This is a genomic window from Stenotrophomonas sp. EMP41 (genome assembly GCF_047495535.1).
Classification (GTDB): Bacteria; Pseudomonadota; Gammaproteobacteria; order Xanthomonadales; family Xanthomonadaceae; genus Stenotrophomonas; species Stenotrophomonas sepilia.
In genome coordinates this window covers 1,109,794-1,129,955 of record NZ_CP179923.1, presented here as the reverse complement: position 1 = coordinate 1,129,955, position 20,162 = coordinate 1,109,794, and the positions used below count along the sequence as shown (strand labels likewise).

The window sequence follows — 20,162 nt, the reverse complement described above, 5'->3', positions numbered from 1 at the left end:
CCGTGAGCCGGGTGTTGCCGGCGCTGTCGACGGACCGTGTACTCAGCCGTTGTCCTGCCGCGCCAGCTGCAGGTCGCGCTGGCGCCGCTTTTCGGCGCGGGCATTGATGTACCAGCCGATCACCGCAGCGATCGATACCGCCGACACCAGCAGCGTGGCCAGTGCATTGATCTTCGGGCTGATGCCCATGCGCACCGACGCGAACACCTTCATCGGCAGCGTGGTCGAGCCCGGCGTGGCGACGAAGCTGGCCACCACCACGTCATCCAGCGACAGGGTGAACGCCAGCAGCCAGCCCGCCACCAGCGCCGGCGCGATGATCGGCAGGGTGATGCGGGTGAACACGGTCAGCCGGCTGGCGCCAAGGTCCATCGCCGCCTCTTCCAGCGACAGGTCCATTTCCTGCAGGCGCGAAGACACCACCACGGTGACGAAGCACAGGGTGAAGGTGACGTGCGCGATCCAGATGGTGGCCAGGCCGCGCGCCGGGAAGCCCGGAATCGCGCCCATCGAGGCCAGCAGCGCCATCAGCGAGAAGCCCAGGATCACATCCGGCATCACCAGCGGCGCGGTGACCAGCGCACCGAACAGCGGCTTGCCACGGAAGCGCTTGAAGCGGGTCATCACCATCGCCGCCAGCGTGCCCAGCACGGTGGCGGTACAGGCGGTCCAGAACGCCACCACCAGGCTGGTCCACATCGCCTCCATCAGCGCGCGGTCGGCGAACAGGTCGCTGTAGGCGCGGGTGGAGAACCCGGCCCAGACCATCGCCAGCCGCGAGCTGTTGAACGAATAGAACATCAACAGCAGGATCGGCAGGTACAGAAAGGCGAAGCCGAGCAGCAGCACGCCCAGCGCCAAGCCTTTGCCGGTGCGCGGACTCATGCCTGCTTCCCTTCCAGCAGGCGCTGCTGGGAACGGTTGAACAGCAGGATCGGCACCAGCAGCAACAGGATCATCGCCACCGCCATCGCCGACGCACCCGGCCAGTTGCGGTTGTTGAAGAACTCGTTCCACAGCTGGCGGCCGACCATCAGCGTCTCCGAGCCCCCCAGCATTTCCGGAATCACGAATTCACCCACCGCTGGAATCATCACCAGCATGCAGCCGGCGATGATGCCGGCCTTCGACAGCGGCAGCGTGATGCGCAGGAAGGCCTGCCATGGCTTGGCACCCAGGTCGTAGGCCGCTTCCAGCAGGCGGTGGTCATGCTTGACCAGGTTGGCGTACAGCGGCAGCACTATGAACGGCAGGTAGCAGTAGACGATGCCGATGTAGGCGGCGGTCGGCGTATCGATCAACTGCAGTTTCGGCAGCCCCATCGACGTCATCAGCGCCTGCAGGCCGGTGAACTGCAGGAACTGGTCGAGCAGGCCGTTGCGGTCCAGGATCGCCTTCCACGCATACACGCGGATCAGGAACGAGGTCCACGATGGCAGTACCACCAGCATCATCGCCACGTTGCGCGCGGCCGGCGACAGGCGGGAAATGGCATAGGCCATCGGGTAGCCGATCAGCAGGGTCAGGAAGGTGGAGATGGCCGCGATCCTGATCGAGCTCAGGAAGGCCTGCGCATAGATCGAATCGCGGAACAGCGCCAGGTAATTTTCCAGGTTCAGCTTCAGCGAGAAGCCGCCGTCGGCATACTGCAACAGCCAGGTGTACGGCGGCGAGCCGACCCGGCTGAGCGAGAAGCTGATCATCAGCACAATCAGGAACGGCACTGCGAAGAACAGCAGCAGCCACAGGTACGGAATGCCGATCGCCGTGGCACGCAGCCCCGGCAGCCAGCGCTTCAGGCCGGCGACGCTCATGAGGTGAGCACCACGCCGTCATTGTCGCGCCAGTGCACCCACACCTCGTCGGCCCAGGTGAGGCCATCACTGGCCCAGCGCTGCGAGTTGGCAAAGTTGGCCAGCACCTTGGCGCCGCTGGGCAGGCGCACGTGATAGACCGAGTGGCTGCCGAAGTAGGCGATGTCCTCGATCACGCCCTGCGCCTTGTTGGTGTGCCCTTCCGGCTCATCCTTGCCGATCATCACCTTCTCCGGGCGCAGCGCGAATGCGACCGGCTGCCCTTCATAGCAGGTGATGCCATGGGCGATGTAGATCGGCGCCGGGAACAGCGGCGAGCGCACGGTGACGTACTCGGGCAGGTCCTCGTCGATCACCCCGTCGAACAGGTTGACCGAACCGATGAACTCGGCAACGAAGCGGTTGGCCGGCTGCTCGTAGACCTCGTCCGGCTTGCCGACCTGCTGGATCCAGCCCGCATCCATCACCGCGATGCGGGTGGCCATGGTCATCGCTTCTTCCTGGTCGTGGGTGACCATCACGCAGGTCACGCCCGACGATTCGATGATGCTGACCAGTTCCAGCTGCATCTGCGAGCGCAGCTTCTTGTCCAGCGCGCCCATCGGCTCGTCGAGCAGCAGCAGCTTCGGCCCCTTGGCCAGCGACCGCGCCAGCGCCACGCGCTGCTGCTGGCCGCCGGACAGCTGGTGCGGCTTGCGCTTGCCCAGGTGGCCCATCTGCACCAGGTCGAGCATCTCGCCGACGCGCTTGCTGATCGCGTCCTTGCCCAGGCCATCCTGCTTCAGGCCGAAGGCGATGTTCTGCTCGACCGTCATGTGCGGGAACAGGGCATAGGACTGGAACATCATGTTGACCGGCCGCTGGTACGGCGGCAGCGCGTCCAGGCGCTGACCATCGACGGTGATGCTGCCCTTGGTGGGCGTCTCGAAGCCGCCCAGGCAGCGCAGCAGGGTCGACTTGCCACTGCCGGAGCCACCGAGCAGGGCAAAGATCTCGCCCTTGCGCACGTCCAGGTTGACGTCGTCGACGGCGACGAAACCGTCGAATTCCTTGCGCAAATCACGAATGGAGAGATAGCCGGGCGCACCGGTCGTGTCGACGACGGCGGCTACCGGCTGGGCTTCAACGGGCATGGGGGCTCCGGGAGCGGGCGGTGGACAGCGGCGGCCATTCTAACGGCCGGGGGCCGAAGGGGATATGACGGCAGTGGGTGGAAGCGGCCGCTGGCCCGCCCAGGGACCCCGACGCGTGTCGGTTTTCCCCCGCCATGGTGGCCTGTCCGCCGGAAGGCCCGGCCCCTCCTCGACGCCCGGGCGGTCGACCCGGCCAGACACCACGGGCGGCAGCCCGATCTGCAACATTTTTCAGAACGGGATCCATTGAAAGCCCGGGGCATTCCCCGCGCAATGCCCCGGATCTAGGCCTTGCATGGACCGACCCTGGTGATTTCCCCGGACAGCCCCTCCCCTTTCCCGTCCTGCCTGCCGGACTCCCAGCCTGCAAGGCTGCCGCTGGTCATCATCGGCGCCGGCCAGGCCGGGTTGTCGCTCAGCGCGCTCCTGCAGGAGGCCGGCGTCGAGCATCGCGTGCTGGAGGCCGAAACCGTGGGCGCCAGCTGGCAGCGGCGCTGGGATTCGTTCCAGACCAACACCGCCAACGCGACCATGGCCCTGCATGGCCATGCCTATGCCGGGGACGACCCGGAAGGGTTCATGGGGGCCCCGGAAGTGATCCGACGGCTGCGCGACTATGCCGACGAGCGCGCATTGCCGATCAGCGAGGGGTGCGTGGTCCATCGGGTCGGGCCCGAGTCCCGTGGTTATGCCATCGACAGCAGCCGGGGGCTGATCCGTGCCCAGGCGGTGGTGGTCGCCACCGGTGAATACCGCCGGGCGCGGTTGCCCCGGGCCCCCTTCGCGCCCGCACCAGGCCTCACCGTGCTGCACTCCAGCGACTACCGCAGTCCCGGCCAGCTACCCGAGGGCGCGGTGCTGGTCATCGGCGGCGGCCAGTCCGGCGCACAGATCGCCCAGGACCTGTGCGACGTTGGTCGCAGCGTGTACTGGTCATTGGCCGATCGTCATTCGCACACCCGTCGGCTGCGCGGCAAGGACTCGATGACCTGGTGGGACATGGCCGGGCGCATCCATCAACACGTAAGCCAATCGGCGGCCGTACTGGCAGGCGAGCCGGACGCGCTGCGCAAGGCCCGCACCGCGGAGTTCCCGCTGATATCCGGCAAGGGCGGCGCCGGCCTGGGCAGTTCGATCAGCCTGCTCGCCATGCACCGCGCAGGGATCAGGTTGCTGGGCCGGTTGCAGGAATTCAATGGGAACACCGCCCGCTTCGCCGATGTCCGCCCGCAACTTCGCACCGCGATCGAGGCGACGCGCGCCGAGTACGCCTATCTCGATTCGCTGGCCAGCGCGTACTACGCCACGCGGCCCGAGCCGCGCACCGACGATGCCCGCTACATTCCCGAAGAGGTCTACCTGCACTGGGACCCGGAACCGTCCCCGTGCGAGCTGGATCTGCAGGCCGCAGGTATCCGCTCGGTGGTGCTGGCCACCGGTTTCGTCGCCGAATGGCCCTGGCTGGACGTGCAGGGCGCGCTGGATGCACACGGCTACCCGCTCGGGGAGTTCGGTGTTTCACCGCAGCCGGGGCTGTTCTTCATCGGCATGCACAACCTGCAGCGGATGAGTTCGTCGTTCCTGTGCAACGGCGGCCGCGATGCACGCGACCTGCTGCCAGCCATCCTGCAGCACCTTGGCCGAAGCGGGAGTACCGGCTTCGGCGCAGGTTAAGGGAGCCGCCGGGCAAGGCCCGGCGGCGCCAGACCGGCTTAGCGGCCGGTCTTCACCTCGGTCCACAGCCGGGTGTAGAGCTTGTCGGTCTCCGGCGTGTTGATCGAGTAGGTGAACATCTTCTCGGCCACGTCCGCCGGCGGGTAGATGGTCGGGTCGGTGCGGATCGCCTCGTCCACCAGCGGCGTCGCGGTCGGGATCGGGTTGGCGTAGTGGATGAAGTTGGTATTGGCCGCGGCGACCTTCGGTTCCAGCAGGTAGTTGATGAACCTGTACGCCGCTTCCGGGTGCTTGGCGTCCTTCGGGATCGCCAGCATGTCGAACCACTGCGGCGCACCTTCCTTCGGGATCGAATAAGCCACGTGCACGCCATTGCTGGCTTCCTCGGCGCGGTCGCGGGCCTGGATGATGTCACCGGACCAGCCGACCACCAGGCAGGTGCCGCCGTTGGCCAGCGAGCCGACGTACTGCGAGGAGTGGAAATTCTGCACGTACGGGCGGATCGACTTCAGCAGGTCGGCCGCCTTCTGCAGCTCGGCCGGGTCGCCGCTGTGCGGGTCCAGGCCCAGGTAATGCAGCGCGATCGGGATCATGTCGGCCGGCGTGTCCAGGATGGTCACGCCGCAGTCCTTCATCTTGCTGATGTTCTCCGGCTTGAACACCAGGTCCCAGCTGTTGGCGATGTCGGTGCTGCCGCCGAAGCGCTGCTTCAGCATGTCCACGTTGTAGCCGATGCCGGTGGTGCCGATCATGTACGGCACGCCGTACTGGTTGCCCGGGTCCTGGGTGGCGATGCGCTTCATCACCGCCGGATCGAGGTTGGCCAGGTTCGGGATCTTGCTCTTGTCCAGCGGCAGGAACACGCCGGCCTGGATCTGGCGGCCGAAGAAGTTCAGGGTCGGCACCACCACGTCGTAGCCGCTGTTGCCGGCCAGCAGCTTGGTCTCGACCATCTCATCGCTGTCGAATACATCGTAGGTCACCTTGATGCCGCTCTCCTTCTCGAAGGTCGGAATGGTGTCCTCGGCGATGTAATCGCTGTAGTTGTAGACGTTCAGGACCTGGCTGTCCTGCGCGCCGCCGTTGCCACCGCCACAGGCGGCAAGCATGGCGGAGGCCAGGCCGAGCGTGAGGATACGCAGCTTCATCGGGTGCTCCAGAATGCGGGAAGGGGGGCCGGCGGGGCCGGCGACGGGTGCCAGCCTACCCCCCGGCGGCGGATTTTTCTATTCCGGATGCTCAGACGTTCAGCAGCAGGAACTCGCGCTCCCACGAGCTGATGACGCGGAAAAAGGTCTCGTATTCCTTGCGCTTGACCGAGATGTAGGCGCGGCAGAAACGCTCGCCCAGCAGGGCCTGGAGCTCGCTGCACTGCTCCAGCCCGTCCAGCGCCTCGCCCAGCGAGCGCGGCAGGTTGTAGCCCAGTTCCTTCGCGCTGCCGGTCACCGGCGCGTCCGGCGCCAGCCGCTCGCGGATGCCGAGCAGGCCGCAGGCCAGGGTGGCCGCCATTGCCAGGTACGGGTTGGCGTCGGAACCGGCGAACCGGCTCTCCACGCGCATGTTTTCCGGTGTATCCAGCGGCACGCGCAGGCCGCAGGTGCGGTTGTCGAAGCCCCAGTGCACGTTGCTCGGCGAGACTTCGCCGAACACCAGCCGGCGGTAGGAATTCACGTTCGGCGCGAAGAACGCCATCGCCTGCGGCGCGTACTTCTGCAGGCCACCCAGGTAGTGGCCGAACACCGGGCTGAACTCGCCCTCGGCATCGGTCTCGCCAGCGAACACATTGCTGCCATCGCTCACCCGCACCAGGCTCTGGTGGATGTGCATGGCACTGCCCGGCTCGTTCTCCATCGGCTTGGCCAGGAACGTGGCGTAGACCCCGTGGCGCATCGCCGCCTCGCGCATGGTGCGCTTGAACAGGAACACCTGGTCGGCCAGGTCCATCGCATCGGCATGGGTGAAATTGACCTCCAGCTGCGCTGCGCCGGATTCGTGGATCAGCGTGTCCACATCCAGCTTCATCGCATCGGCGTAGTCGTACATCAGGTCGAGGATCGGGTCGAACTCGTTGACCGCGTCGATCGAGTACGACTGCCGCGCGGTCTCCGGGCGCCCCGAGCGGCCGGCCGGCGGCAGCAGCGGGAAGTCAGGGTCGGTGTTCTTCTGCACCAGGAAGAACTCCAGCTCGGGTGCCACCACCGGGCGCAGGCCCAGTTCCGCATAAGCCGCCAGTACGCGGCGCAGCACGTTACGCGGCGCAAGCTCGTGCGGTTCGCCGCTCTTGGTGTAGCAATCGTGGATGACCTGCGCGGTGGCATCGGCTGCCCACGGCACCATGCGCACCGTATCCGGGTCAGGGCGCAGCATCATGTCCGAGTCCGACGGCGAGGTCAGCTCGTAGTAGTCGTCGGGGAACTCGCCGGTGACGGTGGTGGCGAAAATGCCTTCCGGCAGGCGCGTGCCGTAGTCGTGCGAGAACTTGTCGGCAGGAATGATCTTGCCGCGGGCGTTGCCGGTGATGTCCGGCACCAGGCATTCCACCTCGGTGATGCGCCGCTCCTTCAGCCAGCGCAGCAGGCTGCTTTCCTGCGGTGCGGGGGGCGTGGCCGTCTTGCGCGGGCGCGTTCGGGAACTCATCGGGAATCCAGTCGGTTCTGTTGGTGCTGCCGGCAAGCTTGGCCGAACGCACGGAAAATAGCGTGATAGAACGGCGCCTGCGTGACACGCCACTCCGGATGCCACTGTACGCCGAGCACAAATCCATGGTGCAGGCTGCGCGCTGCCTCGACCAGTCCGTCATCGGCCATGGCCTCGACCTGCAGGCCCTGCGCGAGGCGGGCGATGCCCTGTCCGTGCACCGAGTTCACCTGCACGCGGTCGCTCCCCTGCCACCGCGACAGCCAGCCATCGGCGGCCAGGGTGACCGCGTGGGCCGGTCCGTACTGCACCTCCACCGGCGCCTGTGGGTCTTCGCGATGGTCAGCCAGGCCAGGCAACGCGTGTACCTGCGGATGCAGGCTGCCACCCAGCGCGACGTTCAACTCCTGGAAGCCGCGGCAGATCGCCAGCACTGGCAGGTCCAGCGCCAGCGCCTCGTGCAGCAGCGCGAAGGCATTGGCATCGCGGGCAGGGTCATGCGGATTGCCTGGCCAGCTGCGGCCGCCATCGTAGTGCTGCGGTTCGATATTGCTGACCGCGCCGGTCAACAGCAGGCCATCGAGCCCAACCAGCCAGTCGCTGGCCGGCAACGGTGGCTGCAGGCTCGGCAACACCACCGGCGTCACCTCGGCCGCCTCGGCCAGCGCGCGCACGTACTTCTCGCCGGCCACCGCGAAACGGTGGTGGCCGAGCACGGTGCTGTCGGTGGGCAGGCCCACCCAGGGCAGGCGGCGCATGGGAAGACTCCTTGGCGTGCGGACACGTTACCCGCCGCCTGGCAACGGCGGCAAGTCGCTGCCCTCACACCGCAGCTGCCACGCATCGGCGAAACTACCGGGGTGAACGCTGATCGACCTGCCCTGCTCCGCCCTCCCGCACTGCACCCGCGAGGCCTGCAGTGAGCGCCGCCTTTCCGCCCAGCTGGTATGCCGCCAGCCTGCCCGAACCGCCCGCGCTGCCCGCGTTGCAGGGGCAGGTGCAGGCCGACGTTGCGGTGCTGGGCGCCGGCTATACCGGCCTGACCGCCGCACTGGAACTGGCCGCGCGTGGCCAGCGCGTGGTGGTGCTGGACGCACAGCGGATCGGCTGGGGCGCGTCCGGCCGTAACGGTGGCCAGGCGCTGGTCGGCTATGGCTGCGAGGTGGACGAACTGGAGCGTCAGCTCGGCCGTAACGATGCGCGCCACCTGTTCGACTGGTCGCGCGACGCGGTACAGGCGATGCGCAGGCGCATCGATCGCCTTGGTATCGACTGCCACTGGGTGGAGGGCCACGCCAGCGTCGCCATCCGCGAACGCCATGAGCGCGACCTGCGCGCCAACTGCGAGCATCTTCAGCGCCACTACGACTACCCGATGCAGTGGTGGGACCGTGAGGCCCTGCGCGCACAGCTGGACAGCCCGCGCTACCGCGCCGCGATGTTCGATCCGCACAGCGCGCACCTGCACCCGCTGGCCTATGCGCGTGGCCTTGCCGATGCGGCACGCGCGGCCGGCGTGGTGATCCACGAGCATTCGGCGGTCACCCGCGTGCAGCGCGGACCGCAGCCCACCCTGCATACCGCGCAGGGAAGCGTGCGCGCTGCGCATCTGGTGGTTGCCGGCAATGCCTGGCTGCAGGGCCTGCTGCCCGAGCTGGAACGCCGGATCATGCCGGTCGGCACCTATATCGGTGCCAGCGCGCCGCTGGGTGCCGAGCGCGCCCGTGCACTGATCGGCAACAACATGGCGGTGGCCGACACCGCCTGGGCACTGGATTACTTCCGCGTCAGCCACGACCACCGGCTGCTGTTCGGCGGCCGCGCCAGTTACTCGGCGCTGCCCCCACCCGGCCTGCGCGGGGTGATGGAGCGGCGCATGCACCAGGTCTTCCCGCAGCTGGCCGACGTGCCGCTGGAGCAGGTCTGGGGCGGCTACGTGGACATCACCCGCAACCGCGCCCCGCATTGGGGCCGGCTGGACGGCAACCTGTACTTCGCGCAGGGCTTCTCCGGCCATGGGGTGGCCGCCGCCGGGCTGGCCGGCGAGGTCATCGCCGCCGCGATTGCCGGCCAGAGCGAGCGCCTGGACGTGTTCCAGCGCCTGCGGCATGCGCCTTTCCCCGGCGGCCGGCTGCTGCGCATGCCGCTGCTGGTAGCGGCGATGTCCTGGTACAAGCTGCGGGATGCGTTGTGGTAGTGGAGCCATTGCCTGCCACATGACTTGATCCAATGCCGCCCTTTGTTTGCATAATCGGCGCAGGAGCTGGGGAGCACGTGGATGCAGTGGTGGAAGGACGGCCTGCTGGTGAGGATCCGGGTAAGCCCCGAAGGGCTGGCGCTGGCGTTCGTCTATGCGCTCGCCTGCTGGGCGGCGCGCAATCTGTCCCTGGACCAGTTTTTCCTGCCCGCCGGTGTGCGGGTGGCCGCCCTTCTACTGTGCCCGCCCCGTCTCTGGCCCTATCTGCTGATCGGTGAGTACGCCTACTTCGCGCATCTGCGCATCCCCCTGCTGGGCAAGTACGGCCTGACCTGGGTGATCTGCGCATCGGTCTTCCTGATGCCAACCGTGATGCTGATCGTGCGGCTGCACCGGAAACTGCTCGCACGCACCACCGTCGTGGGTGTAATTTCCATCGCGGTCTGCGCGGCTGCGGCGATCAGCCTGCTCAACCTGGGCATCTCCTCCCTGCTTTGGCCACCGTTGCGGGAAACGCCATTTCTCACCCACGTGTTGCGCTACGCGCTGGGCGACTTCACCGGCATCCTTATCCTGGCACCGCTGGCACTGCTTTGGATCCGCCGCGCCGAGGAACAATGGACGGCCCGGTCCGTTGCGGCCGTGACAGGTGCACTCGGAGCCATGCTGGTCATCGGCCTGCAGGCGACGCCAGTACCTGCATCGATCACCAGCCCGGGCTCGCTGCAGCTGCTGCTTATCCTGCCGATTCCAGCAATCGCCCTGACCTGCCTGCTGGGGTGGCGTGGAGCAGCCATTGGTGTTGCCGCCGTGAACATGATCCTGGGCATGAGCACACAGGCCGATCGCCCAGACGCGTTCGATGCCGCAACCTTCGCCACCCAGCAGGCCATGGCCATCGCCAGCGTCGCCCTGTTGCTGCTGGGTGCGCGCATCACCCACTTCCAGAACCAACACCGGTTACGCGAGGAAGATGGCCGGGCAGCCCTGCAGCTTGCCCGCAACTCGCACCTGGCCAGCGAGATGGAATTGCGCGAACGGGCGGCGCATCTGCGCCAACTGGGCGATGGCATTGACCTGTCTCTGAGCGAGATGGTGAATTGGCTGCACGCCCAGGGTCATCACGCCGTGGCCGACAGCCTGCGGCATACCTCGGAGGTGCATTCGCGCCTGTTCAGGGCCCAGGCCAGCATGATCTATCCCGCCGCCCTGGAACGACTGGGCCTGTATGTGGCACTGCAGGCAGGTGGAGTGCGCGAGGCTTGGGACGCCACCCATCGGATCGGGCGGCCCAGGTTGATGGGTGATCCCTGCCTGCTCGGCGTCGGCCTGCAGCTTGCGGCCTATCGACTCGTGGTTGACGCGGTATCACTGCTTCTGAAAAGCGAATCCGGACAGATTTCTGTCAGTATCCGCTGCGGAAACTTCATCCATAAGCCCGGCGTATTCATCTGCATTGCCCTCGTGGGCCGAAACGAATCATTGGGAACCCGGACCTTGGAACAAGCAAATGAGCATTTGCTGGGCCGAATCCTGGTGCATGGCGGCCACATGGACATCACGGGCAACAGGCTCAGGATCGTGTTGACGGAAGCACAGGGAGATTCCCGCCAGGCGGAGGCCAACCCAGCCCTGGGGGGAAGTATGAGATCCATCGATCCAGGCGCCCCACGGACCGCGACCTGACTCCCCCAAGGAAACGAGATGCAGATCACTACTCAAAAGTGATCTCTATTCGGCGCCCCCCGCTTTCCTCTCCAGGACCGCGCGCCACCGAATGATTGCGCCCCCGTGCTTCTATCGATACTGTCACCCGATGGCGAGTTCAAGCAAGCAATGGGGCCGCCGCCATGTCACGAGCAATGGAGGCTTGGGTTGAACTGGTGGAAAAGGGGAATTGAGCTGACGTTCCGCGTACGGCCCTTGGGGCTGGCGATTGCCGCGATGTACGCGATTGCCTGTTGGGCCGCCTGGCGGGTCTCTTTGGACCAGTTCTACCTGCCTGCCGGCATTCGTGTAGCGGCTTTGCTTGTGTGCCCACCTCGCCTCTGGCCCTACCTGCTCATTGGCGAATACGCGTTCTTCGCACAACTGCGCTACCCGCTGATAGATGAGTATGGACTTGCGTGGGTAATCCTGGGTTCGGCGTTCCTGCTGCCAGCCGTAGCGCTGGTTGTGTATGCGCATCGAAAATTCATGACTGCAAAGGCAGATGGATGGCTGCTTTCAGTCGCAGTTTCAGCCGCCGTGATTGCCACTGCCTTGAAGCTTGGGCTGTCTCACCTGCTTTCAGAGAGCCCTTCAAGCGTGCCGATTGCGACAAGGGCTGTGCGCTTCGCCCTCGGTGACTACATTGCCATTCTGACCGTCGCACCGCTCGCAGTTCTCTGGAGCAGACGCCACGCAATGTACGAATGGAGGCTCTGGCGCTCCCCTCCCACACTCGCTGCTCTTGCAGTGATGCTGGGGCTCGGCCTGGTTACCGCAATGGCCCCCGGCCTGTCGGATGCGAGCAAAACGAGTCTGCAGTTGACCATGGCACTGCCCGTGATCGTGTTGACATGCATCCATGGCTGGCAGGGAGCGGCCATTGGTGTTCCCCTGTTGAATATTCTCATTGCGGTGGTCACTCCTACATCCGGCCTCCTTGGCTCATACGATGAGAGAACGTTCACAACGCAGCAGCTGATTGCCATTGCAGGAACGGGGTTGCTGGCACTCGGTTCCCGGATCACCCGGCACTATCACCAGCGGGGACGTAGAGACGCAGACGGACACCAGACCGCTCGGCTATCAAGGTCAGCTCATATGGCGAGCGAGATGGATCTGCGGGAGCGCGCCCTGGATCTCAGGAGAATTGCGGATGGCATTGAAGTTTCCTTGAACAAGACGGTCGACTTGTTGAAGACACACGGCCATCACTCGCCGGCGCTGGATCTGCTTCTCACGTCCACCGCGCATTCCCGCCAGTTCCGCGAATTGACCAGCATGGTATATCCGACCGAAGTCGAGCACGTCGGGCTCTACCTGGCCCTGCAGGTCAGCGGCATTCGCGAAAGCTGGGATCAGACACACAGGGTCACATCTCCCATCCTGACCGGGGATCCCTGCAGATTGAGCATTGCTTTGCAACTGGCGGCCTACCGCACGCTCACCGAGGCCGTTTCATTGCTGCTCAAACAGGAACAAGGACAGATCCAGATACATGCTCGTTGCGGGCGACTGAAAGGGCAACAAGGAATTCTGCTCAGGATTGCGCTACTGGACCGTGATCGCGAGCTGCTCGTCGACACCACAAGGCTGGCTATTGAACGCCTGAGTTCGCGTGCACAAGCCTATGGGGGAAAAGTGCACTGCGAACGGAACCGCGTGCGTGTGCTGCTTCTGGAAACAGCGACCAGCAACGCGCAAAGCAGCATGCAAGCTGCCTGGACAAGCCGAGTGGACATCGCCTGACTGTCGCCAGCCACCAGAACGCAAGGCCCGGACGATCAGATCATCGCAGGAGCCGGCTCCCCGGCTCCTGCTTCGTCGGTGTGCCCCGTCGTGGCGGCCGCGAAGAGTGTCCTCAGCCTGGAGCATCCACGGATTCGACGGCCCATACAGCGCTCGCGCCTTCTCCATAGACAACCAACGAGAACCGGGCGCTCTGGAACACCACGCGTCGGACGCTCTTTTCGGGCAGACGCAGTCGATGCGAAGGCAAAGATACCTTTGCAGCGCTGTTGCCCGCTGGAAGCGTCCAGAACGTCGCATCGACATTTCCCACGATAAGGACGACCTGTCCCGAGAGATCGTTCACCTGGTAGTAACTGATCCCATCGCGTTCAAATCCATAAACAAGCCAGTTTGGATTCGAACTCAGATTCGTGGCTGCCGGCAGAGCCTCCCCCAGACCGCTCTGAGCCATATGGATTCCGTTGTCTCCACTCGGGCAACACGCCGATGCGCTGAAAGCGGACATGGAAAGCAGGACAGCGGCAGGCAGCAACACTCGCAATTCAGAAAATCTCACGCTCACCCCCATGGATGGTTGGAAGGACAACTCCAGGCAATTCCGTTTCGCCACCCGGCGACTGGATGGCTCTCGACCTCGCTTGAAGGGATCCTTCGTTCGGCGCAGTCGTGCCCAAGACACCAGTAGGGATGGCGCAACCCAGCATAACCACGCCGCACTGCAAGCGCCATGAAGGGAATTGCTTCCAGACCTGACCGTGTCTCCCAGGGATGCCCGGTACCCCCACCAGGACCGTGCAGGGCAGATCTGTCCGCAACCAAAGGCTCCGCTAAAGTTACACCCGAAACCGCCGCTATCCGTGCCGAGCCCCTCCCTCGTGAGCCACCGCATCATGCCCGTGCTGCCGCAGGCCGCCGTCGATGGCGACCTGGCCGATCCGCTGCCGCAGCGGATCCTGCTGGTCGAAAACTCCCGTGCGTTCACCGGCATGCTGCGCGAAGCCATCGAGCAGCGCCTGGAACTGCCGGTGGTGATCGCCTCCACCCTGGCCGAGGCCGACCGGCTGCTCAGCGAAGGCGGGGGCTGGTTCCTGGTGCTGACCGGACTGGTGCTGGCCGACGGCGACCGCGATGCAGTGGTCGAGTTCTTCCTCAAGCGCGACCTGCCGACGGTGGTGGTCAGCGGCGTTTACGACGAGGACCTGCGCAAGCGCGTACTGCAGCAACAGATCATCGACTACGTGCTGAAGAATACCCCGGGCAGCATCGACTACCTGGTGTGGCTGGTGCAGCGGCTGGAACGCAACCGACGCATCGCCGCGCTGGTGGTGGACGATTCGCCGTCCGCGCGTGGCTATGCCGCCGCCCTGCTGCGCATGTATGGGCATGAGGTGCACGAAGCCGCCGACGGCAACGAGGGCCTGGCTGCAATCGAGGCGCATCCGGCGATCCGCCTGGCGGTGGTCGACCAGGAAATGCCCGGCATGCAGGGTGTGGAATTCACCCGTCGCCTGCGCACCCTGCGCTCGCGCGACAAGGTGGCGGTGATCGGCATCTCCGGCAATACCGACGCCTCATTGATCCCGCGCTTCCTGAAGAACGGCGCCAACGATTTCCTGCGCAAGCCGTTCTCGCGCGAGGAGTTCTTCTGCCGCGTCTCGCAGAACGTGGACCAGCTGGAACTGATCGGCACCCTGCAGGACCTGGCCACCCGCGACTTCCTTACCGGCCTGCCCAACCGTCGCTTCTTCCTGGAGCAGAGCCAGCGTCAGCTGCCGCAGCTGCAGCTGCACGGCCAATGCGTGGCGGTGGCGATGATCGACATCGACCACTTCAAGCACATCAACGACACCCATGGCCACGAAGCAGGCGACGACGCGCTGCGCGCGGTGGCCGGCGCGGTGACCGCGCATGCACGCAGCCACGACCTGATCGCGCGCTTCGGCGGCGAGGAGTTCTGCCTGCTGGTGCCGGACATGGAACAGGACGAGGCGCTGCTGTACTTCGAAGAACTGCGCCAGCGCATCGCCGCACTGGAGGTGGACATCGGCACCGCTACCCTGCGCATGACAGTCAGCATCGGCCTGTGCTGCCTGCGCCCGCAGCGCGATGCGCTGCACCGGCTGATCTCCGAGGCCGACCGCCAGCTGTACCTGGCCAAGGCCGGTGGCCGCAATCGGGTCAGCTGCACCACGGTGGCCAGCCCGCTGCGTCCACGCGAGCCTGCGCTGACCTGACCGGCTCGCTTTGATCCAGATCAACGCCGTTCCCGCACGGCAGCTCTACAGTCGGCCCCGACATACGCATGAAGGGGAGCCGGGGGATGGCACTACTGGTCTGGCAGGACGATCTGAACATCGGCATCGATGTGATCGATCAACAACACCGCCGCATCATCGAGATGCTCAACCACCTGCACGTGGCGCAGACCAGCCTGCAGCGTGCAGCGGTGGGTGAAGTGATCGACGAAGTCGTCGACTACACCATGTCGCACTTCGCGTTCGAGGAAGAGCTGATGGAGGAGGCGGGCTACCCGTTCTGTGCGGCACACAAGCGCGTGCACGAGATCTTCATCAAGCGCGTGGCCGAGTACCGGTTGCGCTTCCAGGCCGGCGAGGACATCAGCGACGAACTGCGCACCATGCTCTCGCGCTGGTTGTTCAACCACATCCGCGGCGATGACCAGGCCTATGCCGAACAGGTCAAGGCGCACCTGAACCAGTTCACCCGCGAGCACCAGGGTGGCGGTTGGCTGGGGCGTACGCTCAAGCGCTTCTTTGGCTGAACCGCAGCGCGCGCCGGTGCAGTGCCACCAGCGCGCACAGCGTCGCCACCGCGGTCAGGCACAGGTAGTAGCCGACCGCGACCAGGCCGAAGCGCTCGGCCAGCCAGGTGGCCAGGTAGGGCGCCGGTGCCGCCCCCAGAATGCCGGCCAGGTTGAATGACAGCGATGCGCCGGTGTAGCGCACCTCCACCGGGTAGATCTCGGCCAGGAAGGTACCGCAGGGACCGTAGGTCAGGCCCATCAGGAACAGGCCCAGGCACAGGAAGGCGGTGACCAGCCACGGGCTGTGCGGCTGGAACAGCGGCGCGAACAGCACGCCGAAACCGATGATCAGCACGCTGGCCACGATCATCGTACGGCGCGTCCCCCAGCGGTCGCCATAGCGCGCCGACAGCGGGATGCCCAGCGCGAAGAACAGCATGCCGGCCATCTGCATCAGCAGGAACTGCTCGCGGCTGTAACCCAGCACCGCGGTGCCATGGCCCAGACTGAACACTGTCATCAGGTAGAACAGCACGAAGGTGGCGAACGCACCCAGGGTACCCAGCAGCATCGGCACCGGGTGGTCACGCAGCACCGTCCACATCGGAAGCCGCACCGGCGCCTTGCGCTCCAGCGCCTGCTTGAAGTCGGGGGTTTCGTGGATGTTCAACCGCACCCACAGGCCGAGGCCGACCAGCAGCGCGCTGGCCACGAACGGAATGCGCCAGCCCCACTGCAGGAAGTCGGCCTGGCTCAGGCAGCGGCCAAGCACCAGGAAGATGCCGGCCGACAGCAGGAAGCCGAGCGGTGCACCCAGCTGCGGGAACATGCCGTACCAGGCACGCTTGCCCGGCGGTGCGTTTTCCGTGGCCAGCAGCACTGCCCCGCCCCACTCGCCGCCCAGCCCCAGGCCCTGGCCGAAGCGGCACAGCGCCAGCAGCGCCGGCGCCCACAGCCCGATCTGTGCGTGCGTCGGCAGCAGGCCGATCAGTACCGTGGACAGCCCCATGGTCAGCAGCGCAGCCACCAGGGTGGCTTTGCGGCCGATGCGATCGCCGAAATGACCGAACACTGCCGAGCCAACCGGGCGTGCGATGAAGGCCACCGCAAAGGTTGCCAGCGACTGCAGCAAGGCTGCCTGTTCGCTGCTGTCCGGGAAGAACAGGTGCGGGAACACCAGCACCGCGGCCGTGGCGTAGATGTAGAAGTCGAAGAACTCGATCGTGGTACCGATCAGGCTGGCCAGCAGGACACGACGGGGGGAATTCACGGGCGGCGCGGCAGCGGTGATCGTCGACATCGGCAACACAGGTAACGGCGGATCGCCCGATTCTGCCACGGGCCGGTGGCCGCACGGGACGATGGTTTCAGCCGACACCGATGCCAACGAGGGGGCAGGCGCCATTGTTCTGCAGGTTCTCGCCCCTGCTCGGCCACATTCCACGAAATGCAGCCGAGCATCGGCTCGGCTCTACAGGTGGGCGCAAGGCCCGGCGCCGTTACAGCTGTATCCAGGTGGCCTTGATCTCGCTGTACTTGTCGAACGCATGCAGCGATTTGTCGCGCCCGTTGCCGGACTGCTTGTAGCCACCGAACGGAGCGGTCATGTCGCCGCCATCCCAGCCGTTCACCCAGATGCTGCCGGCGCGCAGCTGGCGCGCGACGCGGTGGGCTCGCCCCAGGTCCCGCGTCCACAGGCCGGCGGCCAGGCCGTAGCGGCTGTCATTGGCCAGGCGCACCGCTTCGGCTTCGTCTTCGAAGCCGAGCACGGCCAGCACCGGCCCGAATACTTCCTCGCGCGCCAATGCCTGGTCGGGGCTCACCTGATCGAATACCGTGGGCTGCACATAACAACCGCCCGCCTCGATGTCGGCGCGATGACCGCCCAGCAGCAACCGGGCGCCCTCGCCTTCGGCGCGCGCGATATCGTCCATCACCTTGTCCAGGTGCGCGGCATCCACCAGCGCGCCCATCGGCGCATCGGGGTCCAATGGATGGCGGGGGTGCATGTGCTGGCCATAGGCAACCACCTGATGCACGAAATCCTCGCGGATCGAACGCTGTACCAGAAGCCGCGAACCTGCGGTACAGACCTCGCCCTGGTTGAAGAAGATGCCCTGTGCCACCGCCTTCGCAGCGGCGTCCAGATCAGGGGCGTCGGCGAACACCACATGCGGGCTCTTGCCGCCACACTCCAGCCAGACCCGCTTCAGGTTGGATCGCCCTGAACACTGCAGCAGCTTCGCGCCCGTGGCTGTGGAGCCGGTGAAGGCGAGCACGTCCACATCCATGTGCAGGGCCAACGGCTCACCGACGCGCGCACCGTGCCCCGGCAGCACGTTCAGCACGCCCTCTGGCAGGCCCGCTTCGGCGGCCAGCGCCGCCAGCCGCAACGCACTCAAGGGCGAGCGCTCGGACGGCTTGAGCACCACCGAGTTGCCCATGGCCAATGCAGGCGCGATCTTCCAGCAGGCCATCAGCAGCGGAAAGTTCCACGGAACGATCGCGGCCACGACCCCGGCGGCCTCGCGCGTGACCAGTCCCAGTTCGTGCGGGCCGGTCGGCGCGATCTCGCCGTACAGCTTGTCGACGGCCTCGGCGGTCCAGCGCAGGCAGCGCACCGCGCCTGGCAGGTCGATGCGGCGCGCATCACGCACCGGCTTGCCCATGTCCAGGGTTTCCAGCAGGGCCAACTCGTCGGCATGCGTTTCCACCAGTGCCGCCAGCGCCAACAGTACGCGCTTTCGCTGGGCCGGGCTGGCCTGCGACCAGTGGCCGGCCTCGAAGCTGCGCCGCGCGGCCATTACCGCGCGCTCCACGTCCTGCGCGTCGCAGTCGGCGACCGTGCCCAGTACGCGACCGTCGATCGGGCTGACGCAGTCGAAACGGGCGCCGCTGGCGGCATCGACATAGCGGCCATCGATGAAGGCCTGCCCCGGCATCGACAGCTGGAGGGCCAGCGCCTGCCAATGGCTGCGGTCGGGGAAATCGGCCATGGGAAGCTCCAGCATTCAACGAGCCTTGGTTATACCGGGGTCACCGCGACTCCGCCGTGACGTGGCTGCGCTACATTCGTCGCATCGGACCCGACGGAGCTGGCATGAAGCGTCCCGGAAGCGACCTGCACGACCTGGCCACACAGCGCCCCGAGTCACTGGACGCTTACTGGATGCCATTCACCGCCAACCGCCAGTACAAGGCGGCACCACGCATGCTGGTCCGCGCCGAAGGCATGCACTACGAAGACATCGATGGCCGCCCGATCCTTGACGGTACCGCGGGCCTGTGGTGCTGCAACGCCGGCCATGCCCGCCCGCGCATCGTCGAGGCCATCGCCGGGCAGGCGCGCACGCTCGACTACTCGCCGGCATTCCAGATGGGCTCGCCGCCGGCCTTCGCGCTGGCACAGCGGCTGGCCGCACTGGCTCCGGCCCCGCTCAACCATGTGTTCTTCACCAGCTCCGGCTCGGAGGCGGTGGATACCGCGATGAAGATCGTGCTGGCTTACCACCGCCAGCGTGGCGAGGGCCAGCGCACGCGCTTCATCAGCCGCGAGAAGGCCTATCACGGCGTCGGTTTCGGTGGCATGGCCCTGGGCGGTCTGCCCAACAACCGCAGGGCGTTCGGCCTGCAGCTGGGCGGCGTGGACTATCTGCGCCACACCCTGGACCTGCAGCGCAACGCGTTCAGCAAGGGCCTGCCGCGCCAGGGCGCGGAGCTGGCCGACGACCTGGAACGGCTGATCGCGCTGCATGACGCCTCGACGATTGCCGCCGTCTTCGTCGAGCCCATCGCCGGCTCCGCCGGGGTGATCCTGCCCGCGCCCGGATACCTGCAGCGCCTGCGCGAGTTGTGCGACCACCACGGGATCCTGCTGGTGTTCGATGAGGTCATCACCGGTTTCGGCCGGGTCGGCATGCCCTTCGCCGCGCAGCGCTTCGGGGTCACCCCGGACCTGCTGACCTTCGCCAAGGCGGTCAGCAACGGCGCGGCGCCGCTGGGCGGCGTGCTGGCCAGCGACGCCGTGCATGCCACGCTGATGCAGGCCCCGCCGCAGGCCATCGAGCTGTTCCACGGCTATACCTACTCGGGGCACCCGCTGGCCTGCGCCGCAGCGCTGGCAACACTGGACGTCTACGCCGAAGAGCGCCTGTTCGAGCGCGCCATCGAACTGGGCGAGTACTGGCAGGAACGGCTGCACGCGTTGCAGGGCCTGCCCAATGTGATCGACATCCGCAACTTCGGGCTGGTCGGTGCGGTCGAGCTGGCGCCACGCCGGGACATGCCCGGCAGCCGCGGCTACGAGGTGTTCCGGCGCTGCTTCCACGACGGCCAACTGCTGGTGCGCTGCACCGGTGACATCATCGCGCTGTCGCCGCCGCTGATCGTGGACAAGGCGCAGATCGACCAGATCACCGGCACCCTGGGCGAGATGATCCGGGTCACCGCCTGAACCCGGGCCGGCGGTGGCGAGCGGGTACAAT

General features: G+C 66.2%; 16 protein-coding genes. 7 read left to right on the top strand and 9 right to left on the bottom strand.

What is annotated here, in order from left to right:
• Positions 1 to 42 precede the first annotated feature (42 nt).
• The 3 genes from ACMGRF_RS05110 to ACMGRF_RS05100 are packed head-to-tail and all read right to left on the bottom strand — an operon-like array spanning position 43 to position 2,947.
• Positions 43 to 885, bottom strand: a complete 843-nt coding sequence (locus ACMGRF_RS05110; protein WP_019659047.1) for an ABC transporter permease subunit — start codon at positions 883 to 885, stop codon at positions 43 to 45.
• On the bottom strand, positions 882 to 1,814 hold the full coding sequence (locus ACMGRF_RS05105) for an ABC transporter permease subunit (protein WP_414485691.1): 933 nt from the start codon (positions 1,812 to 1,814) through the stop codon (positions 882 to 884). The genes ACMGRF_RS05110 and ACMGRF_RS05105 overlap by 4 nt, the downstream gene beginning before the upstream one ends.
• Positions 1,811 to 2,947: an ABC transporter ATP-binding protein gene (locus ACMGRF_RS05100; RefSeq protein WP_099488550.1), complete on the bottom strand. Its 1,137-nt coding sequence runs from the start codon at positions 2,945 to 2,947 to the stop codon at positions 1,811 to 1,813. Before ACMGRF_RS05100 ends, ACMGRF_RS05105 begins: the two co-directional genes overlap by 4 nt.
• 291 nt (positions 2,948 to 3,238) lie before the next feature.
• Between ACMGRF_RS05100 and ACMGRF_RS05095 the strand changes: the two genes are divergently transcribed.
• Positions 3,239 to 4,621, top strand: a complete 1,383-nt coding sequence (locus ACMGRF_RS05095) for a flavin-containing monooxygenase (protein ID WP_414485690.1) — start codon at positions 3,239 to 3,241, stop codon at positions 4,619 to 4,621.
• A gap of 38 nt (positions 4,622 to 4,659) precedes the next feature.
• On the opposite strand, the gene ACMGRF_RS05090 is transcribed toward ACMGRF_RS05095, so the two are convergent.
• The 3 genes from ACMGRF_RS05090 to ACMGRF_RS05080 form a co-directional block, all read right to left on the bottom strand.
• Positions 4,660 to 5,769 (bottom strand): polyamine ABC transporter substrate-binding protein, encoded by a 1,110-nt coding sequence (locus ACMGRF_RS05090; protein ID WP_019659050.1) that lies wholly within the window; start codon positions 5,767 to 5,769, stop codon positions 4,660 to 4,662.
• A gap of 91 nt (positions 5,770 to 5,860) precedes the next feature.
• The gene (locus ACMGRF_RS05085) at positions 5,861 to 7,258 is read right to left on the bottom strand and encodes a glutamine synthetase family protein (RefSeq protein ID WP_049416306.1); all 1,398 of its coding nucleotides are present in this window, start codon (positions 7,256 to 7,258) and stop codon (positions 5,861 to 5,863) included.
• Complete coding sequence (locus ACMGRF_RS05080; protein WP_049416308.1) at positions 7,255 to 8,016, bottom strand: gamma-glutamyl-gamma-aminobutyrate hydrolase family protein; 762 nt, start codon at positions 8,014 to 8,016, stop codon at positions 7,255 to 7,257. The genes ACMGRF_RS05085 and ACMGRF_RS05080 overlap by 4 nt, the downstream gene beginning before the upstream one ends.
• A 200-nt stretch (positions 8,017 to 8,216) precedes the next feature.
• On the opposite strand from ACMGRF_RS05080, the gene ACMGRF_RS05075 reads away from it, so the two are divergent.
• The 3 genes from ACMGRF_RS05075 to ACMGRF_RS05065 all read left to right on the top strand — a co-directional run bounded on the left by ACMGRF_RS05075 (position 8,217) and on the right by ACMGRF_RS05065 (position 12,911).
• Positions 8,217 to 9,455 (top strand): NAD(P)/FAD-dependent oxidoreductase, encoded by a 1,239-nt coding sequence (locus ACMGRF_RS05075; RefSeq protein ID WP_414485909.1) that lies wholly within the window; start codon positions 8,217 to 8,219, stop codon positions 9,453 to 9,455.
• Between the two features lie 81 nt (positions 9,456 to 9,536).
• Positions 9,537 to 11,141 (top strand): MASE1 domain-containing protein, encoded by a 1,605-nt coding sequence (locus tag ACMGRF_RS05070; protein ID WP_414485689.1) that lies wholly within the window; start codon positions 9,537 to 9,539, stop codon positions 11,139 to 11,141.
• A 189-nt stretch (positions 11,142 to 11,330) separates the two neighbouring features.
• Positions 11,331 to 12,911, top strand: a complete 1,581-nt coding sequence (locus ACMGRF_RS05065) for an MASE1 domain-containing protein (protein ID WP_053091789.1) — start codon at positions 11,331 to 11,333, stop codon at positions 12,909 to 12,911.
• A gap of 112 nt (positions 12,912 to 13,023) precedes the next feature.
• On the opposite strand, the gene ACMGRF_RS05060 is transcribed toward ACMGRF_RS05065, so the two are convergent.
• Positions 13,024 to 13,449 (bottom strand): hypothetical protein, encoded by a 426-nt coding sequence (locus ACMGRF_RS05060; RefSeq protein WP_241895102.1) that lies wholly within the window; start codon positions 13,447 to 13,449, stop codon positions 13,024 to 13,026.
• Positions 13,450 to 13,804: 355 nt separating this feature from the next.
• On the opposite strand from ACMGRF_RS05060, the gene ACMGRF_RS05055 reads away from it, so the two are divergent.
• The gene (locus tag ACMGRF_RS05055; protein ID WP_049416322.1) at positions 13,805 to 15,148 is read left to right on the top strand and encodes a diguanylate cyclase; all 1,344 of its coding nucleotides are present in this window, start codon (positions 13,805 to 13,807) and stop codon (positions 15,146 to 15,148) included.
• An 86-nt stretch (positions 15,149 to 15,234) separates the two neighbouring features.
• Positions 15,235 to 15,696 carry a bacteriohemerythrin gene (locus ACMGRF_RS05050; protein ID WP_049416324.1) on the top strand — a complete coding sequence of 154 codons (462 nt, stop codon included), beginning with the start codon at positions 15,235 to 15,237 and terminating at the stop codon, positions 15,694 to 15,696.
• On the opposite strand, the gene ACMGRF_RS05045 is transcribed toward ACMGRF_RS05050, so the two are convergent.
• Together ACMGRF_RS05045 and ACMGRF_RS05040 are read right to left on the bottom strand one after the other, a co-directional pair.
• On the bottom strand, positions 15,677 to 16,978 hold the full coding sequence (locus ACMGRF_RS05045) for an MFS transporter (RefSeq protein WP_049416327.1): 1,302 nt from the start codon (positions 16,976 to 16,978) through the stop codon (positions 15,677 to 15,679). The genes ACMGRF_RS05050 and ACMGRF_RS05045 overlap by 20 nt on opposite strands.
• 199 nt (positions 16,979 to 17,177) lie before the next feature.
• Positions 17,178 to 18,674, bottom strand: coding sequence for an aldehyde dehydrogenase (locus tag ACMGRF_RS05040; RefSeq protein ID WP_099495047.1), 1,497 nt, complete (start codon positions 18,672 to 18,674; stop codon positions 17,178 to 17,180).
• A 104-nt stretch (positions 18,675 to 18,778) separates the two neighbouring features.
• Here ACMGRF_RS05040 and ACMGRF_RS05035 point away from each other — a divergent pair, with 104 nt between their 5' ends.
• Positions 18,779 to 20,131, top strand: a complete 1,353-nt coding sequence (locus ACMGRF_RS05035) for an aspartate aminotransferase family protein (RefSeq protein ID WP_262257373.1) — start codon at positions 18,779 to 18,781, stop codon at positions 20,129 to 20,131.
• Positions 20,132 to 20,162 lie beyond the last annotated feature (31 nt).

Coding starts and splice junctions, on each gene's coding strand:
- ACMGRF_RS05080 (WP_049416308.1), bottom strand. CDS start 8,016: ATGCGCCGCCTGCCCTGGGTGGGCCTGCCCACCGACAGCACCGTGCTC.
- ACMGRF_RS05045 (WP_049416327.1), bottom strand. CDS start 16,978: ATGTCGACGATCACCGCTGCCGCGCCGCCCGTGAATTCCCCCCGTCGT.
- ACMGRF_RS05110 (WP_019659047.1), bottom strand. CDS start 885: ATGAGTCCGCGCACCGGCAAAGGCTTGGCGCTGGGCGTGCTGCTGCTC.
- ACMGRF_RS05070 (WP_414485689.1), top strand. CDS start 9,537: ATGCAGTGGTGGAAGGACGGCCTGCTGGTGAGGATCCGGGTAAGCCCC.
- ACMGRF_RS05055 (WP_049416322.1), top strand. CDS start 13,805: ATGCCCGTGCTGCCGCAGGCCGCCGTCGATGGCGACCTGGCCGATCCG.
- ACMGRF_RS05090 (WP_019659050.1), bottom strand. CDS start 5,769: ATGAAGCTGCGTATCCTCACGCTCGGCCTGGCCTCCGCCATGCTTGCC.
- ACMGRF_RS05050 (WP_049416324.1), top strand. CDS start 15,235: ATGGCACTACTGGTCTGGCAGGACGATCTGAACATCGGCATCGATGTG.
- ACMGRF_RS05100 (WP_099488550.1), bottom strand. CDS start 2,947: ATGCCCGTTGAAGCCCAGCCGGTAGCCGCCGTCGTCGACACGACCGGT.
- ACMGRF_RS05105 (WP_414485691.1), bottom strand. CDS start 1,814: ATGAGCGTCGCCGGCCTGAAGCGCTGGCTGCCGGGGCTGCGTGCCACG.
- ACMGRF_RS05085 (WP_049416306.1), bottom strand. CDS start 7,258: ATGAGTTCCCGAACGCGCCCGCGCAAGACGGCCACGCCCCCCGCACCG.
- ACMGRF_RS05035 (WP_262257373.1), top strand. CDS start 18,779: ATGAAGCGTCCCGGAAGCGACCTGCACGACCTGGCCACACAGCGCCCC.
- ACMGRF_RS05040 (WP_099495047.1), bottom strand. CDS start 18,674: ATGGCCGATTTCCCCGACCGCAGCCATTGGCAGGCGCTGGCCCTCCAG.